This is a genomic window from Roseovarius carneus (assembly GCF_020141465.1).
GTDB classification, from domain to species: Bacteria; Pseudomonadota; Alphaproteobacteria; order Rhodobacterales; family Rhodobacteraceae; genus Roseovarius; species Roseovarius carneus.
Map to the genome: position 1 here is coordinate 17,627 of NZ_JAHSPD010000002.1, position 16,939 is coordinate 34,565.

Genomic DNA, 16,939 nt, shown 5'->3' on the forward strand with positions numbered 1-16,939 from the left:
CATGTATGTAGCCGTTAAGGGCGGAGAGCGGGCAATCGAGAATGCCCACGCTTGGCTCGCCGAAGAGCGTCGGGGTGACACGGATGTTGTCGAACTCAGCGTCGCGCAGATTCGCGAGCAACTGAGCCTTGCCGTAAATCGCGTCATGGCAGAAGGCTCGCTTTATGATCCAGACCTTGCGGCACTTGCGATCAAGCAGGCGCGTGGCGATCTGATTGAGGCAATCTTTCTCATTCGGGCCTACCGGACAACGCTGCCTCGCTTTGGCGCGTCCAAGCCTGTCGATACCGGCATTATGGCCTGCGATCGCCGTATCTCCGCGACTTTCAAGGACTTGCCCGGCGGGCAGGTCCTAGGCCCAACATTTGACTACACGCACCGTTTGCTTGATTTCAAACTGGCCGCTGATGGCGAGGTGCCCAAGGCTCCATCTCGTGACGCCGAGACGGGCAATGTCCCGCATGTCACCGAATTCCTGAACCGCGAAGGGCTGATCGAAGAAGCTCCCCATGACGATACGCCGCCCCCCGACCTGACCCGCGAACCACTGGAAATGCCCAGCCCCCGTGCCCTGCGCCTGCAAGCGCTGACCCGCGCAGATGAAGGTTTTACCCTTGGTCTCGCCTATTCGACGCAGCGTGGCTACGGGCGCAACCATGCCTTTGTGGGCGAGCTACGCATCGGGTCCGTGCCAGTGGAAATGGATATTCCCGAGCTGGGTTTTTCCGTTGAGATCGGCGAGGTAACCCTGACTGAATGCGAAACCGTCAATCAGTTCACTGGCTCAAAAACTGAGCCACCGCAATTTACACGCGGCTACGGTCTGGTCTTTGGCCAAACCGAGCGCAAGGCCATCTCAATGGCGTTGGTTGACCGCGCGCTGCGCTGGGAAGAATTGGGCGAGGATAACGTTGGTGCACCCGCACAGGACGCAGAATTCGTTCTTTATCATGCCGATAATATTCAGGCGACAGGGTTTCTTGAGCACATCAAACTGCCCCATTACGTCGATTTCCAGTCCGAATTGGAACTGGTGCGCAAACTGCGCTGCGAAGCCTTGACCAATCAGGTGCAGGAGGCTGCGGAATGACTGTCGATACGGTGATTTTCGATATTGGCGGCGTGCTCGTGGACTGGCAGCCGCATCTTGCTTGGGTCGATGAGCTGGGCATCGAAGGCACGCGAGCGTTTATGGACCGTGTGGGCTTTGACAAGATCAACTTTGCTTGCGACGGGGGGGCGACTTTTGCCCAAGCAGCAAGCCTGATCAAGGACCCAGAGGATAGCACGCGCGTGGCGCAATACGTCACGCAGCATACCAGCACGGTTTCCAATAAATTAAGTGAAACATGGGACATTCTCTATGCGCTCAAAAACAAAGGCGTCGCACTCCATGCCATTACCAATTGGTCAGCCGAGACGTGGCCCAAGGGTTTGAAAATACACCCTGAATTGGGAACGGTCTTTGGAACAACGGTGGTGTCCGGTCAGCTTGGCATTCTGAAGCCCAGCACGGAAATATACAAAACCTTGTGCGAGCGGGCGCAGGTGCGCCCTGATCAATGCGTCTTCGTTGATGACGGGCTTCACAATTGCCTTGGCGCAAGGGCTGTCGGCATGGATGCCATCCATTTTACAGGCGCGCGTGACTTGCGCGGCAATCTTGAAAAACGGGGGCTGCTATGACTGATCAGGCCTATAATTTTGCCTATCTTGACGAACAAACTAAGCGCATGATCCGCCGTGCAATCCTCAAGGGGCTTGCCATTCCCGGCTATCAGGTGCCCTTCGCCTCTCGCGAGATGCCAATGCCCTATGGCTGGGGCACAGGCGGCGTACAGGTGTCGGCGGCGGTATTGACACCTGACGACACATTCAAGGTTATCGACCAAGGCGCCGATGACACCACAAACGCGGTTTCAATACGGACTTTCTTTCAACGCACAGCCGGAGTTGCGACGACCACGTCTACCAATGACGCCACTGTAATTCAGACCCGGCACCGCATCCCGGAAGGTGCCCTGAGCGAAGGACAGATTCTTGTCTATCAGGTGCCAATCCCCGAACCGCTGCGGTTTCTCGAACCCCGTGAAAGCGAGACACGCAAGATGCACAGCCTTGAAGAATATGGCCTGATGCATGTGAAACTTTACGAGGATATCAGCCGCCACGGTCATATCGCGACCTCTTACGCCTATCCGGTCAAAGTTGAAGGGCGCTATGTGATGGACCCATCCCCTATCCCCAAATTCGACAACCCCAAACTGAACGACATGGCCGCAATCCAACTTTTTGGCGCGGGGCGCGAGCAACGTATTTATGCGCTGCCGCCCTATACCCAAGTGGTCAGTCTCGACTTCGAGGATCACCCTTTCGAGGCGTCAAAGGCCGATCACTGCTGCGCGATGTGCGGTGCAACAGACAGCTATTTGGATGAGTTGATCATTGATGACGCAGGTGGGCGGATGTTTGTCTGCTCTGACACCGATTATTGCGAAGCGCGGCAGGCAATGGGCCATAAAGGAAAGGACGCAGCATGACACCTTTGCTTTCCGTTCAGGGCATCACCAAGAGATATGGCGCGCATATTGGTTGCGCCGATGTGTCATTCGACCTGTATCCCGGTGAGGTTATGGGGATAGTCGGCGAAAGCGGGTCAGGCAAATCCACTCTGCTGAACTGTATGGCAGGCCATCTGGCACCGGATGCGGGACAGGTTGTGTTCGACACCCGCACCGACGGCCTACGCGATACAATTGCGATGTCTGAACCCGAACGCAGGATGCTCGGTCGCACTGATTGGGCTTTTGTACACCAACACGCCCGCGACGGTCTGCGCATGGGTGTCAGTGCCGGTGGCAATGTAGGCGAGCGATTGATGGCTGTGGGCGAGCGCCACTACGGCGACATCCGCGACAAGGCCACTGACTGGCTGGGTCGTGTCGAGATCGATGCGTCCCGCGTCGATGACCGACCCACAACATTCTCAGGCGGGATGCAGCAACGCTTGCAAATCGCCCGCAACCTCGTCACCGGCCCACGACTGGTGTTCATGGATGAACCCACAGGTGGTCTCGATGTGTCGGTTCAGGCACGACTGCTGGATCTGCTGCGCGGTCTGGTGCGTGACATGGGGCTATCGGCGATCATCGTGACCCATGATCTGGCTGTGGTTCGCCTGCTGGCGGACCGCCTGATGGTCATGAAATCAGGCCGCGTGGTCGAGGCGGGCCTGACAGATCAGGTGCTGGACGATCCCCAGCACGCTTACAGTCAACTCCTTGTCAGTTCCGTTTTACAGGTATGAGCCATGATTGAACTAAAAGACGTCTCCAAAACCTTCACCCTGCACAATCAGGGAAGTGCCGTGATCGAGGTGATCAGCAAAGTGTCCTTCGCGGTTGCACCGGGCGAATGCGTGGCGCTCACCGGGGCCTCTGGTGCTGGTAAATCCACGCTGATGCGGATGATCTACGGCAATTACCTGACGCAAGCAGGCGAAATTCGCATTGGTGGTTTGGATATCGTGCGGTCTGAGCCGCGCGACATCATAAAATTGCGCCGTGATGTGCTAGGCTATGTTAGCCAATTCCTGCGTGTGGTGCCGCGCGTGCCAACGCTCGATGTGGTTGCAGAGCCTCTGCGCGCTTTGGGAGTACCGGCAGACGACGCGCAGGACCGAGCATCGGCGCTTCTGAAGCAGTTAAACATCCCCGAGAGGCTGTGGTCCTTATCCCCAACAACCTTCTCGGGCGGCGAGCAACAGCGCGTCAACATCGCCCGTGGTTTTGCACATAGCTACCCTGCGATGTTGCTTGATGAACCTACCGCGAGCCTCGACGCTGCGAACCGCGAGGTGGTGCTCTCTTTGATCGAAGATGCGAAAATGCGCGGCGCGGCTATCATCGGTATTTTTCATGATGAGGCGGCCCGAACCCGCGTCTGTGATCGCGAAATTGATGTCGGCCGCTTTACCCCCGGTATGGCCGCATGACGCCTGTCTCAAAGTCCGAGGGGCGTCTCATCGCGGTTGTCGGCCCATCGGGTGTTGGCAAGGACAGCGTGATGGTGGGCCTTCAGAGCGTCATGCCAAGTGTGCATCTTGTCCGCCGTGTCATCACACGTGCGCCCGAATTGAGCGGCGAGGATTACGATGCGGTTTCAGAATCGCAATTTGATGCCTTGGTTGAAGAGGGGGCTTTTGCTGTTCACTGGCGCGCGCATGGGCTGCATTATGGCATTCCGATCACCGTCAAATACCAACTCGGTAAGGATACCGATTGCCTTGTCAATTTCTCCCGCAAGGCTCTGACCCAAGCAGCCGGGATTTTCCCACGCCTAGTCGTTCTCAACATCACCGCGAAACCGGAAACGCTTGCGCACCGTCTCGCCGCGCGGGCGCGTGAGACGGAAGAAGAGATCAGCAAACGCCTTGCCCAGGCTGACAAGCCATTGCCGTCTGGGCTCAAGGTGATCAACCTCGCAAACGATGGTCCGCTGTCCCAGACCATCGCCCGGGGGGCGGTATTGCTTCAGCCGGTGAGTTTATAGCGATGGAGTACCTCAAACCTGCCATCTTCCCGCTCACCGCACAAAGCGATCTGATCCAGCACAAAAGGGCTGGGCAGGTCCGGCATATGACGCCGCAGAGCAGCCGACCATACGGCAATTTCACCCTGCGGCAGACGCGCCGTCAGTGTCATGTGGAACCGAAATTCTTCCATCACATATGGATATCCCCATTGCGCGAGCAGCGCCTCCTGCGGCGGGCTCAGACCGACTTTGCGGCGGCGCGCGAGCTCTGCTTCGAGAGCGGGGGCGCGAAACCGATCAAGCGCGCGCACACAGGCGCCAGCAACCCGGCGCACAGCTTGCATATCGTTTTGCGGAGTCAGCGCCAGAAAACCGCCCAAAGTCGTCAATTCCAATCCCTCACATATGGCGGGAGCGAGTTTGACAGCAAGGTCAGATACGGCAGCTTTCAAAGCCTGCACGTCTTGCCCTTCAGCCAGACGAAATGGCGGTTTCAAAGTCGCATGGAACCCGTATTTGCGCGGTGTCATCGTGATGTCATCCAAACCCGGCATATCCGGCTGAGGCGCCTCACGGCCATGCAACACATCCCAACCGAGCCACGACGCACCGAAATCGGCCCAGGCCCCTACCGGCGGCACATAGTAAATTGCAAATCGAGAGTATGACATGAATTCCCCTTTTCCCACGTCCTCTTTGACAAAGGCTTGTGACAACGATGTGTCAAGCGACCTATGTCTCGCAAATGCGCAGCTTATGTTGGAAGATCAGGTACTCACTGGTGCGGTGACAATCGAACAAGGCGTCATTTGTGACATTACTGAAGGGGATCACGTCCCAACCGGTGCCTTGGATTGTGCCGGAGATCTCGTTATTCCCGGTCTTGTTGAGTTGCACACAGACAATGTCGAGCGCCATATCGAACCGCGCCCAGAGGTGGACTGGCCACATTTACCTGCCCTGATCGCGCACGATGCAGAACTGGCGTCCACTGGCATTACGACGGTGTTTGACGCCATGCGGGTAGGGTCCGTCCATAATAGTGGCAAGGACCGCTGCGTCGAATATGCCCGAACGCTGGCCGATGAACTCTTGGCAGCCCGCGCGCAAGGGTATTTAAAAATCAGTCATTTTCTTCATCTCAGAGCCGAAATCTGTTCAGAGACGCTGCTTGAAGAATTGGCGGCCTTTGGACCGTCAGACAGAATAGGTATTGTCAGCCTGATGGATCACACCCCTGGTCAGCGCCAGTTCCGTGATCTGACCGCGTTGAAAACCTATGTCACCAAGAAACGCGGTATGAACGATGCGGCGTTTGCCGAACATGTTGAGACCCTGTTGCGCCTACAAAAACGCTTCGGGGCAAAGCACGAAGTAGGTGCTGTGAAAGAGGCCCGCCGCCTCGGTGCAGTTCTGGCAAGCCATGATGATACCACAGCCGATCATGTCGCGACCTCCTCTGATAATGGCATCGGCTTTGCCGAATTCCCCACAACGGTTGAGGCCGCAGCTGCCTGTCGCATCCACGGCATTGCCGTGATGATGGGCGCACCCAACCTGATCCGCGGCGGCTCCCACTCCGGCAATGTCGCGGCAGAAGATCTCGCAAAAGCCGATCTTCTTGACATTGTCTCATCAGACTACGTGCCCTCGGCGCTGCTTTTGTCGGCGTTCCGCCTTGCAGATATCTGGAATGATCTGCCCCGCGCCATTGCCACAGTGACCAGCAACCCCGCAAAGGCCGTGCGGTTGCATGATCGTGGTGCTTTGAAAACAGGTTTACGCGGTGATGTTTTGCGTGTGCGCAAAATCGACCAAATACCTCTACTCCGCGGCGTCTGGAGCCAAGGTAACAAAGTTGGTTAAAGCGTTTCGCGAAAAACCTGAATCACAGTTTTCCGTGAAACACTTTAGGGCTTTTTGAGTGTCGGCCGCATACGTCACAAAGGTTTCATGAAACTTTAGCGCCATTGATACGCACCCCCATCATTCATCCAGATGAATAAACTTGGAGGGTGCTATGAAACTGAAATCTCTTTTGTTGGGTATAAGCCTTGCGGCTGTGTCTGCGTTTGCAGCGACAGCAGAAACCTGGAAGCTTGCTGTCACAGATGTTGAAGGTATGGAGCGCCTGCAACTGGAATGGGGTCCGTTCAAGGAGGCGCTCGAAGCGGCCACCGGCGACACATTCGAATTCTATGCAGTAAATTCGCGCACGGCTGCAGCTGAGGCGCTGCGCGGTGAGGCCGTGGATTTCGTGGTCTCTGGGCCCGCAGAATATGTGGTTATCAACAAGATCACCAACGCCACGCCATTGATCGGCCTTGGTCGCCCAGATTATTACTGTGCCCTTATTGTGCGTGCTGACAGCGGCATCAACGTGCCAGCTGATCTGGTCGGCAAGTCGGTCGCCTTTGGCGATATCGGTTCGACCTCAAACATGCTTTGCCCCATGCAGGTACTTGCTGATCACGGTATCGATCCGGTCAATGACATTGAGAGAACCCACACCTCACGAAACATCGCCTTTGAGGCGTTGAACAACGGCGATATTGACGCACTCGGCATGAATGCAGGTACTTTCATCGGCGTCCGCAATGGCCAAACGGAGCTGCCTTACGGTTTTTATAAAGTGATTGCGCGCTCGGGCGACTTGCCCAATGACATGATCATGGCGGGTGCACATGTGCCAACCGAGGCTGCCGAAGCCATGCGCGACGCAATCCTTGGGAGCAAGGCGCAGGTCATCGCAGGCATTACGGCCCACGAAGAAAACGACAAATATGTCGGCATGGACCTCGTTGCGATTGAAGACAGCGCTTATGACTACGTCCGTTCGATGTACTCGAATGCGGGATACCCTCAGTTCGACAATTTCATCGGTGACTGATCTTTTGCTGAAATGTCAGGCGGCGCCGGATGTGCTGACTGAGCAAGCCGGGGCGGCCTTCGCCCCGGTTTCGCCTGTTGAAATCGAAGCCCGCGCCATTTCCAAAACCTTTGGGGCAACGCCGATCTTTTCTGACGTGAGTTTCCGCCTCGCCCGCGGAGAGGCAACAGCACTTGTTGGTGCCAACGGCACCGGGAAATCGACCATGCTGCGCTGTCTGATGGGGTTGATCTCAACCTCAGGTGGCAGCGTGCATTTGCTGGGACAGCAGACAAATGAAGTAGCCGGGCGAGAAATGCGCAACATTCGCGCACAGGTAGGGCTGGTCTCTCAGAAGCACAATCTGGTGCCCCGATTGTCTGTGCTTTCGAATGTATTGCACGGCCTTCTAGGCAAGCATCCCGGCATACGCCATTGGAGCCATTCGCTAGCCCCCCAGCCCTCTCGGAAAACTGCCATGCAGGCGTTGGAACGCGTTGGCCTTGCTGATTTCGCGCACCGGCGCGCGGATCGGCTGTCTGGCGGGCAATCGCAACGCGTGGCCATTGCCCGCGCCATCGTCGGCGCGCCCAAGGTTCTCTTTGCGGATGAGCCTTGCGCGTCACTTGATCCAAGTGCAGGCGAAGACGTGATGGAGCTGTTTTTCCGGCTTGTCCGCGACGAGAACGTCACGGTCGTCTTTACCTCACACAACATTGAACATGCATTGAAATACGGCGACCGCGTGCTTGGCCTTGCGCAGGGGCGCATTCAGCTTGATGCGACAACAGCCTCACTGAGTTCCTCCGATCTGAGAGGTCTTTATGACTGATACCGCGCCCTCCCGGAATGAACGGACCCGATTTGAACTGGCGCGGTTTGAGCGACCCTCTGCCATTAGTTTTCTGGGCTATGCGCTCGGACTTGTCATTATCTTCTGGTGCCTCGCCGGTGCCGGATTCTCGCTTGAAAAAGTAGCCAGTTCCCCGCCCCGCTTTGCCGATTTCGCCGCGCGGGCCTTCCCGCCGAACCTTGACCCACAAGTGCTTTCGCGGCTGGGCTGGAAAATGGTCGAGACACTGCAAATCGCTGTTGCTGGTGCCGTGATCGGGGTAATCATATCTGTTCCTGTCGCCCTCTTGGCCGCAAAGGGGCTGATCGCCGGCCCATGGGTCAATCAAATTGTCCGGACCGGGCTAAGTTTCATCCGTGCTGTGCCGGACATCGCCTGGGCACTGGTTTTCGTTGTGGCCGTAGGACTTGGTCCCTTTGCGGGCATGCTGGCCATCGTGATTGACACAATCGGTTTTTGCGGACGCTTTTTCGCCGACGACATGGAAGCAACCGACAAAGGCCCCGCCGAAAGCCTAACAGCCACTGGTGCGCGGAAACTCGATGTTGTGGCCTGTGCCACGATCCCCGGCAGCCTGCCTGCTTTCATTTCCACCTCTCTCTTTGCTTTGGAGAAAGCCGTCCGGTCGTCGACTATCCTTGGTCTTGTTGGTGCGGGTGGGATCGGGATCGAGCTTAAAGTTGGTTTTGACCTTTTCGATTACCCCACAGCGATGACCGTGATCTTGATGATCGCAGTTGTTGTGATCGGGATCGAGCTCGTCAGCGGCTGGGCCCGCGCCCGAATTATTGGAGAGCAGCGTTGAAACCGGAAACAGCAGACCAGCATTGGAATGCCCAATCGAGAGCCGTCGAAGCAAATAGCAAGCGGCCAGCGCCCGGCAAGGAATTGCAAGAATGGGCCGCTGGTCCGGCACAATGCGCACGCATCCTTGATCTTGGGGCGGGCGTGGGGCGTCACGCGCTTTGGCTGACAGCCCAAGGCTTTGAAGGTCGGAAGCTTGAGGAGCGTGAACACGAAACGCCGGGGATTTTCCACAGGCATCTGACAACGGAACAACTTTGAATGATTACCTTTGAAGGCGCACAGGTTTACCTGCCCGGCGAGATCACCCAAACGAATGTTTCCATCAGCAATGGCAAGATTGTCGAATTAGGGGGCCCTGCGCAAGGCGAGGTGATCGACGCACGTGGATTAATATTGGCGCCTGCCCTGATCGACGTACATGGCGATGCGTTCGAACGCCAGCTGATGCCCCGTGTAGGAGTTTTCTTCCCAACCGAAACGGCGCTCATCGACACTGACCGCCAACTTGCAACCAACGGGATCGCCACCGCTTATCACGCCATCACGCTGGGATGGGAGCCGGGGTTGCGCGATGTGGCACGCGGCCGCGAACTCATGCAAGCCATGCGCGATCTGGCCGCGCGGCTGACCGTGGAAAACCGCGTGCAGCTTCGGTGGGAGACCTTCGCATTCGAGGCTTTGGACGTGATCGAATGGGCGCTTGCGGGGCCGCTATTGCCTTCCGTAGCCTTCAATGACCACACGTCTATGACCATGCGGGCCTATGACGTGCCAATCCAGGATCGCGCTTTTGAGCTGTCGCCTGATTTTTCAATAGCGTCGCTATACGACGCGCGGATGAAAAAGCGCACTGCCTCCAAAGCCCATCGCGCAGGGCTGAGCGAGGAAGACTATATCGCACTCCTAGGCCAGATCTGGGATCGGCGCACCGAGGTGCCGGGTGCTATTGCAAAGGTTGCCCGGATGGCGCGGGATGCCGGTGCGCCGATGCTCAGCCATGATGATACACGTGCCGAAACCCGTGCCTATTTCCGCACTCTCGGGGCGGGGGTTGCCGAATTTCCCATGGTGATGGAAGCGGCAAAAGCAGCCCGTGCGGGCGGTGATCCGATCATCTTTGGTGCGCCCAATGCCGCCCGTGGAGGGAGCCATATCGGTTCGCTTGGTGCGGGTGATATGGTGGAGGCCGGTCTGTGCGATGCGCTCGCTTCGGATTATTTCTACCCCGCCATGCTTGCCGCAATTGCCAAACTTGACGCGGAGCGCCGCGCGGATCGGCTTGTGCTTTGGTCGCTCGTCTCATCTGGCCCCGCAAGGGCAATGGGTTTGCCCGACCGGGGCGACATCACTGTTGGCAAGCGCGCGGACCTTGTTTTGGTGGATTGGCCCGACGGCTCCGTCCCAGCCATTCAGGGAACATGGGTTGCGGGCCGTTGCGCCTATCGTGGTATGCCCGCTGGATGAACCTGCCAAGACTGAACCGCGATTATTTGCCTGCCATTGGACTGGGGATAACCCAGATCATGGGCTACGGCACCCTGATGTACGCCTATGCCGTGCTCCTGCCAGAAATGGTCAAGGATCTTGGACTGACCCTGTCAGAGGTTTTCGGCATTCTGTCGCTGGGCCTTTTGTTTGGCGGCCTGGTCTCACCCATTGCCGGAAAACTGGTGGACCGTTTCGGCGGACGGTGGGTGATGACGCTGGGCTCTGTCGTGGCCAGCCTTGCGTTGATGGCGATGAGCCAAATTGAAGGGCGGATCGGGTTGTTTGTACTGATCCTGATGGCCGAAGGCGCGGGTATGTTCGTGCTGTATAATGTGGCCTTTGCCAGTGTGGCGCGACTGGATCTAGGCGTTCTGCCGCAACGCTCGATTTCGGTCATCACACTGTTTGGCGGGGTTGCCTCGACTATTTTCTGGCCGCTGACTCTTGCGCTGTTTAACCGGTACGGCTGGGAAACAACATGGGTGATCCTCGGCTTCAGTGCCTTACTGATCTGCACACCGATCCACTTCTTTGTCTTGCGCGGGCCTGAACGCGCCGCTGATGCACCCAAGCCTGAAAATTCGCCAGACTGGCCCGAACTGACCGGGCGCCTGCGCAAACAGGCAATGCTGTGGATGGTCTTTTCTTTCATTTTTTCTGGCTACCTGATGGGCGCTATTATGACACTTTGGGTGACCAATGTTCAGGACCTAGGACATACAGCGGCAATGGCAGCCTTCGCCGGTGCCGTCATCGGCCCGTTCAAAACGGTGGGCCGGTTTTTTGAGATGTTGGTCAGTCGCAGCATGTACCCGTTAGTGACCTATGCGCTTAGCCTTGGCCTGATGTTTTCTGGCTTTGTCGTCCTGTTGATTTTCGGATTTACGTTCACTGGACTTCTGCTTGCGGCGGCACTTTACGGAATGGGCGACGGGATCAAAACTATTGCGCGCGGGACACTGCCTTTGGCGCTATTTGGTGCCAAAGGTTACGGCGCACGACTTGGGTGGATCTCCTTTGTACAAATGGGGATCAACGCCTCCGCCCCTTTTGCTTTTGCATGGACCACGCAAACCTACGGCGGCTGGTGGTCTTTTGCTGTAATGGCCCTGTGTCTTTGCTGTGCGATTGCTACCTACATGTTTATTCCCGACCCAAGGACCCACAGACATGACCCCGCTCAAAATAGGCGCCTGCCTGAAAACATCTGAGAGTGCCGACCACCGCGATTGGCTGTTTGATGCCGCCCGCGATATCGAACTACAGGATTTCATGTCCCATGCTGCGCTGACCACCGGATTCGACGATCGCATTGCCGCCGCCAAGACGGCCCTTGATGGGCATACTGGACGCCTTGGCATTCATGGGCCTTTTGAAGGTCTGGATATCGATAACAAAGACGCGGAACTGCGCCCGATCATTACTGCACGGTACCTGAAAGCGCTGGAGGCTGGAGACCGGATCGGCGCACGCCAGATGGTGCTGCATTCGCCATACACAGCTTGGTATCAGCACAACATTTTCAACTTTCCGGGCTATGCCGAAAGCAAGCTTGGCCGCATCCATTAAATTCTAGACCCTGTCGTGCGCGCAGCCGAAGAAATGGGCATTAAGCTGGTCATTGAGAATATTCAGGATGTACGCCCAGAAACACGTCGCGCGATGGTGGATAGCTTTGGCTCAGAAGCAAGAGAGAGTCCGGTTTTCAGTGTAATTATTTTTAGGTCCATGCTTGCTGAGAGGAGCAGGGACGATGACGATTTCCAAAGAACTTCTGGACGAACTTTTGAAAGGCTGCGAGCGACCTGAAGATCTGCTTGGCGATGGCGGGCTGATGAAAGAGCTCAAGATTAGGCTGATGGAGCGCATGCTGGGTGCGGAACTGACGGTGCCTCTGGGCTATGAGGATGGCAAGGAAGCACCGCCGGGCCAGCCCCACCGGCGCAACGGCACTGCCAGCAAGCGCTTGAAGGGTTAGGACGGCGAGGTGCCGATTTCGGTTCCCCCGTGATTGGGACGGCAGTTTTGAGCCCGAACCGATCAAGAAGGGCCAAACCCGGATCGACGGTATGGATGACAAGATTATTGCGCTCTACGCCGCCAGTCTGACGGTGCGCGATATCAGCGCGCACCTTGAGGACGTCTACGGCCCACAGGTCTTGCCCCCTCTGATCCGCCGCGTGGCCGACGCCTTTGTGGACGGCCCCAAAGGCTTCCCAGAGGCGCTCACAGCGGCCTTTGCGCAAGCAACAGTGCAGACTTGCATTGTTCATCTTGTCCGCCATTCGCTGAACTTCTGCGCCTGGAAAGATCGCAAGGTCGTGACCACTGATCGGCGCCGGATTTACAGCGCAGCTAGCGCCGAACAGGCTGCCGTTGAACTCGATGCTTTCGAGGAAAAATGGGCCGGCAAATACGCCTTGATTGCCCCGGCCTGGCGGCGGGCGTGGCAGGCGGTGATCCCGTTCTTCGCCTTCGATCCGGCAATTCGCAAGATCATCTACACGACGAATGCCATTGAAAGCCTGAACCGGGCGATCCGAAAATCGATCAAGACGCGTGGCTCGTTCCCGACCGAGGACGCTGCGACAAAGCTGATCTATCAAGCCATCCGCACCTTTGAGAAAGGCGGCAGAAATGTCCGAGAATGATTTGTAGCCCGAAATCAATGCGCTATCATGTTCGACCAGCGCTTCAATGCGTGACCGTATCTGAAACCCGCATGGGCCAAGCCGGATACACAGAGTTCATGAAACTCCCGGCGGATCGCGTCAGGGGCCACAACCTCAAATTGCCTGTCCAGCGTGTTGTCCGCGACGACAGTAGGCTTGCCGCCGTAGTGACCTGGGCGGCGTTTGTCGCCAATCTGTGCGACGATGCCTGCAAGGCTGGCCAAACGTGCGACACGGTTCTCTGAGCAGGTCTCGCCCGCATCGCGCAAGTCATCAGTCAGTTCGCGATATCCATAGACCTTGCCGCTGTCGGCCCAAGCCTGATGGATCAGCTCTGTTTGCCGTGCATCTTCAAGCGCACGCAGGCTTAATGGTTCCCTAAGCCATGCGTAGAAGCCGCTGGAATGAACCATCACCACGCGGCACATGGACCGCACAGAAAACTCCGCGCGATGAGCCCCCCCTCTCATGCATGTCAACATGCACTGCCGGGCAGTGAATGAACGCATACTTCACTGAGACTCGCGCGCCCAGTACGCGGTCGCCTTTTTTAAGATTGTCCGCTCCTCGGTCACGCGGGCCAACTCACGCTTCAGCCGCTTGATCTCAGCAGCCTGTTCAGCACCCTCTGATCTGACACGTGGTGACTTCGCAAACTGCGCTTTCCACGTGTACAGCGACTTGGTGCTAATCCTCAAACGCTCAGCCACTTCGCTGACCGCGTATCCGCGCTCAACAACCTGCGCCACAGCGTCCTACTTGAACTCGTCCGCAAACCGTATTCCCTAGTTCATATCCGTCTCTCCTTGGTTCCAAAATTACCAAGCAAAGCGTCTACAAATCTAGGGGCACCTCAATGCTCGTTGAAATAGCTCTTGCGAACAAGGTGGCACAGACCATCTGGGCGGTTCTGGCCGAGGAACAAGATTATCGCGATCCAGCGAAGACCGTAGCCGCCTGAGAGATTTGGACCCAAGCCGCTGATCACTATACTGGCCCATGGCTTCTGAAAATGCCGCACAATGAGGCCTGACAGAAGACCGCAATCGATCATTCCTCAAATCAGTCAAAACTTCTTTCATCGAAGGCGCAACCACAGAATCCCAAACTCTGAATTGTTAAATCTTCGCTGCATGCGCGCGCATCACGATTGATGTTATAGCTGCTAAGGCTCCGGCGTCACGACGCCGCGTGAAGATCAGCTGTTCGTAGCATTTGCCACACAGAAACGGCGGTCAAAGATCAGGTTGTGGGCATAGAAGAATGAACGCAACAACGACGACCATTAGATCGGGTGAACACTTCCGGGTCGTGCTGTATGAGCACTTGAAATCGGATAAATGCAAAAAGGGCGGCTTGAGTAAGCCGCCCTTTCTCATTTTAGTCGGAACCGCGCACCGGAATGGGCGCGTCTGGATTGGGCTTGAAGACTTTTTGCGTCAACCATGCAGCGGCCACAACTGCGATACCGATCACGTCAGTTGTGAGGCCCCCTTCAATCATGAACAGCGCAGCGACACCGACGGCCAGGCGGACGAACCAAGCCGAGCGCTGCCCCCAGAACCAACCTTGGACACCAGCCGATAGGAGGTACACACCAAACACTGCCGTGACACCTGCGCGACCGACTTCGTACCATGTGCCATCCATCAACAAGGCGGAGTTGTAGAAGAACATGAACGGGACGATGAAAGCTGCGATCCCGATCTTGAAGCTTGCGACACTGGTGGACATCGGGTTCGCGCCCGAGATGCCCGCCGCCGCATAGCTGGCAAGGGCCACTGGGGGTGTGATGGCCGAAACAACCGCAAAGTAGAACACAAAGAAATGTGCCGTGAGCTGCGGAATACCGAGTTGGACCAGACCCGGTGCGACGACGGACGCCGCTACCGCATAGGCCGCTGTTGTGGGCATCCCCATGCCCAGCAGGATCGCAATACACATCGCAAAGAACAGAGCCAAAAGCTGGCTCACCCCTGCAAGATCAAGCAAAACGGAAGAAAAGCGCGCGCCAACACCGGTGAGCGAGATCACACCCACGATGATACCGGCACAAGCGCACACGGCGATGATCTGGATCGACATGACACCGGCAAGTTCGAAGGCTTTCCAGATCTGACACGGGCCCATGCCGGACACAGCCGCCTCTGGCAGGCTGTTGGGAAACAGCCGGACCATGATGATTGGCATCCAACTGATCACCGCTGCGGCAACCGTCGCGAGCGTACCCGCCCTGATCACGGAATACCCCATGAACAACGCCACAATCAGAATGAAGATCGGCAAGAACAAATAGGCCTGACGCACCAGTTTGGCGAATTTTGGCAACTCGTCTTCGCGCATGCCGCGCATGCCCAATTTGGCAGCCTCAAAGTCGACCATGAAGTAGACCGAGACGAAGTAAAGCACCGCAGGGATGATCGCCGCAATGGCGATTTCCTGGTAGGGGATGCCTGTGATCTCGGCCATGATGAAGGCACCCGCGCCCATGATCGGCGGCATGATCTGCCCGCCTGTGGAGGCGGCGGCTTCAATAGCGCCCGCAGTTTTTGGTTTGTAGCCGACCTTTTTCATCAGTGGAATGGTCAGCGAGCCTGTGGCAACCACGTTGCCCGCAGAGGTGCCATTGATCATCCCCATTAAACCGGAGGCAAAGATGGCCACTTTCGCCGGGCCACCGCGTGCACGACCCGCAGCCGCAAAGGCAAAGTTGATGAAATAGTCGCCCACTTTTGACGCCTGAAGGAATGCGGCAAAGATGATGAACAAAATGATATAGGTCGAGGACACCGCCGTTGTGGGCCCGAGGATACCTGCATCGGTGTAGACAAAGCCAAAAAAGCGTTTCCAGTCATAGGGGTTTTGCACCGCCAGAATACCGGGCAGCAAATGGGCGGTAAACGTATAGACCAGAAACACGCCCGTGATGATCACAAGGGCAAGTCCCGCAACGCGGCGGGTAAGCTCAAGGATCAGGGCCGAACCAGCCGTCGCAGCAAAGGCCACACCGATAGGCACAAAGGGTGTGCCCACCGAATTACGCGCAGCGGTGCCATAGATTGCGATCAAATAGGCCGCGACGGCGAAGGCACAGATCGCCAGCAGAATATCAGAGGCGCGAAACCGGTCGCGGGGTGCTTTTTCAAGCCAGCCCAGAACGATACCACCAAAGGTGGCTACCAAAAGGGGAAGCCCGAAGTACCAGACTTCCTTGTTGTAGATCGGCGTGCCTGCGAAGGCCGGCCATGTTGTCAGACCGCTCATTTCAGGCAAATCACCGCCTGCGATCATGAAAGCAAACCAGAAGCTGACGCCGAGCGCCAGAATGGCAGGCAGCATCAAGGCGTATGCGATCTTGTCCCATAGGCCAGATTTGGCGTTGTCGTCTTTGTCCGAAAACAGCATCGCATTATACATCAAAAAGCCCAAAGAGAGGGCGCCTGCGATGTGGAAAATGCGAAAATTCCACGTCTCCATTGGAAACTGCGGCAGAAGTGGAATGGTGACGCCAGTGTAGGACGAGATGGACACCCCGTTGAGGGCTGCCATGTGAAAAAGCGCATAAAGCGCGCCGAAACCTGCAACCGCCTGAAGCCGCCAGCCTGCGTATAGGCGCCGGTTACCTTCGATAGGCTCTTCGTCGACACCCTCTGCAATCAACCCGACATCTTCGGCCTGTGTTGGCTCGCGAACCATGAGATCCTCCCCCGCAAAGAG

Annotated in this window: 15 protein-coding genes and 2 pseudogenes; 14 read left to right on the forward strand and 3 right to left on the reverse strand. The window is 56.9% G+C overall.

What is annotated here, in order from left to right:
• The first annotated feature begins 1 nt into the window (after position 1).
• The 6 genes from KUD11_RS14880 to phnN are packed head-to-tail and all read left to right on the forward strand — an operon-like array spanning position 2 to position 4,551.
• Positions 2-1,090, forward strand: a complete 1,089-nt coding sequence (locus KUD11_RS14880) for a carbon-phosphorus lyase complex subunit PhnI (protein WP_109388524.1) — start codon at positions 2-4, stop codon at positions 1,088-1,090.
• On the forward strand, positions 1,087-1,686 hold the full coding sequence (locus KUD11_RS14885) for an HAD family hydrolase (protein ID WP_109388522.1): 600 nt from the start codon (positions 1,087-1,089) through the stop codon (positions 1,684-1,686). The genes KUD11_RS14880 and KUD11_RS14885 overlap by 4 nt, the downstream gene beginning before the upstream one ends.
• The gene (locus tag KUD11_RS14890) at positions 1,683-2,540 is read left to right on the forward strand and encodes an alpha-D-ribose 1-methylphosphonate 5-phosphate C-P-lyase PhnJ (RefSeq protein WP_109388520.1); all 858 of its coding nucleotides are present in this window, start codon (positions 1,683-1,685) and stop codon (positions 2,538-2,540) included. Before KUD11_RS14885 ends, KUD11_RS14890 begins: the two co-directional genes overlap by 4 nt.
• Positions 2,537-3,307 carry a phosphonate C-P lyase system protein PhnK gene (gene phnK / locus KUD11_RS14895; protein ID WP_109388518.1) on the forward strand — a complete coding sequence of 257 codons (771 nt, stop codon included), beginning with the start codon at positions 2,537-2,539 and terminating at the stop codon, positions 3,305-3,307. The genes KUD11_RS14890 and phnK overlap by 4 nt, the downstream gene beginning before the upstream one ends.
• Positions 3,308-3,310: 3 nt before the next feature.
• Positions 3,311-3,994 carry a phosphonate C-P lyase system protein PhnL gene (gene phnL, locus KUD11_RS14900; protein WP_109388516.1) on the forward strand — a complete coding sequence of 228 codons (684 nt, stop codon included), beginning with the start codon at positions 3,311-3,313 and terminating at the stop codon, positions 3,992-3,994.
• Positions 3,991-4,551, forward strand: a complete 561-nt coding sequence (gene phnN / locus KUD11_RS14905) for a phosphonate metabolism protein/1,5-bisphosphokinase (PRPP-forming) PhnN (protein ID WP_109388514.1) — start codon at positions 3,991-3,993, stop codon at positions 4,549-4,551. Before phnL ends, phnN begins: the two co-directional genes overlap by 4 nt.
• Here phnN and KUD11_RS14910 read toward each other — a convergent pair.
• A complete protein-coding gene (locus KUD11_RS14910; protein ID WP_109388512.1) occupies positions 4,533-5,204 on the reverse strand; it encodes a DUF1045 domain-containing protein in 672 nt (223 codons plus the stop codon). The genes phnN and KUD11_RS14910 overlap by 19 nt on opposite strands.
• On the opposite strand from KUD11_RS14910, the gene KUD11_RS14915 reads away from it, so the two are divergent.
• The 8 genes and pseudogenes from KUD11_RS14915 to KUD11_RS14955 all read left to right on the forward strand — a co-directional run bounded on the left by KUD11_RS14915 (position 5,203) and on the right by KUD11_RS14955 (position 13,201).
• A complete protein-coding gene (locus tag KUD11_RS14915) occupies positions 5,203-6,399 on the forward strand; it encodes an alpha-D-ribose 1-methylphosphonate 5-triphosphate diphosphatase (protein WP_181375369.1) in 1,197 nt (398 codons plus the stop codon). The genes KUD11_RS14910 and KUD11_RS14915 overlap by 2 nt on opposite strands.
• A gap of 154 nt (positions 6,400-6,553) precedes the next feature.
• Complete coding sequence (locus KUD11_RS14920) at positions 6,554-7,423, forward strand: phosphate/phosphite/phosphonate ABC transporter substrate-binding protein (RefSeq protein ID WP_109388510.1); 870 nt, start codon at positions 6,554-6,556, stop codon at positions 7,421-7,423.
• Positions 7,416-8,234: a phosphonate ABC transporter ATP-binding protein gene (locus KUD11_RS14925; RefSeq protein ID WP_224380319.1), complete on the forward strand. Its 819-nt coding sequence runs from the start codon at positions 7,416-7,418 to the stop codon at positions 8,232-8,234. The genes KUD11_RS14920 and KUD11_RS14925 overlap by 8 nt, the downstream gene beginning before the upstream one ends.
• Positions 8,227-9,060, forward strand: a complete 834-nt coding sequence (gene phnE, locus KUD11_RS14930) for a phosphonate ABC transporter, permease protein PhnE (protein WP_109388506.1) — start codon at positions 8,227-8,229, stop codon at positions 9,058-9,060. The genes KUD11_RS14925 and phnE overlap by 8 nt, the downstream gene beginning before the upstream one ends.
• Before the next feature lie 260 nt (positions 9,061-9,320).
• A complete protein-coding gene (locus KUD11_RS14935; RefSeq protein ID WP_109388503.1) occupies positions 9,321-10,526 on the forward strand; it encodes an alpha-D-ribose 1-methylphosphonate 5-triphosphate diphosphatase in 1,206 nt (401 codons plus the stop codon).
• On the forward strand, positions 10,523-11,761 hold the full coding sequence (locus KUD11_RS14940) for an MFS transporter (protein ID WP_181375368.1): 1,239 nt from the start codon (positions 10,523-10,525) through the stop codon (positions 11,759-11,761). Before KUD11_RS14935 ends, KUD11_RS14940 begins: the two co-directional genes overlap by 4 nt.
• A complete protein-coding gene (locus tag KUD11_RS14945; protein ID WP_224380321.1) occupies positions 11,721-12,119 on the forward strand; it encodes a sugar phosphate isomerase/epimerase in 399 nt (132 codons plus the stop codon). Before KUD11_RS14940 ends, KUD11_RS14945 begins: the two co-directional genes overlap by 41 nt.
• Before the next feature lie 184 nt (positions 12,120-12,303).
• A pseudogene (locus tag KUD11_RS14955) lies at positions 12,304-13,201 on the forward strand (transposase).
• A gap of 119 nt (positions 13,202-13,320) precedes the next feature.
• On the opposite strand, the pseudogene KUD11_RS14960 reads toward KUD11_RS14955, so the two are convergent.
• Together KUD11_RS14960 and KUD11_RS14965 are read right to left on the reverse strand one after the other, a co-directional pair.
• Positions 13,321-13,971: pseudogene (locus KUD11_RS14960) on the reverse strand (IS3 family transposase); the annotation flags it as partial.
• Positions 13,972-14,602: 631 nt separating this feature from the next.
• A complete protein-coding gene (locus KUD11_RS14965; RefSeq protein WP_109388568.1) occupies positions 14,603-16,918 on the reverse strand; it encodes a TRAP transporter permease in 2,316 nt (771 codons plus the stop codon).
• Between the last annotated feature and the right edge of the window lie 21 nt (positions 16,919-16,939).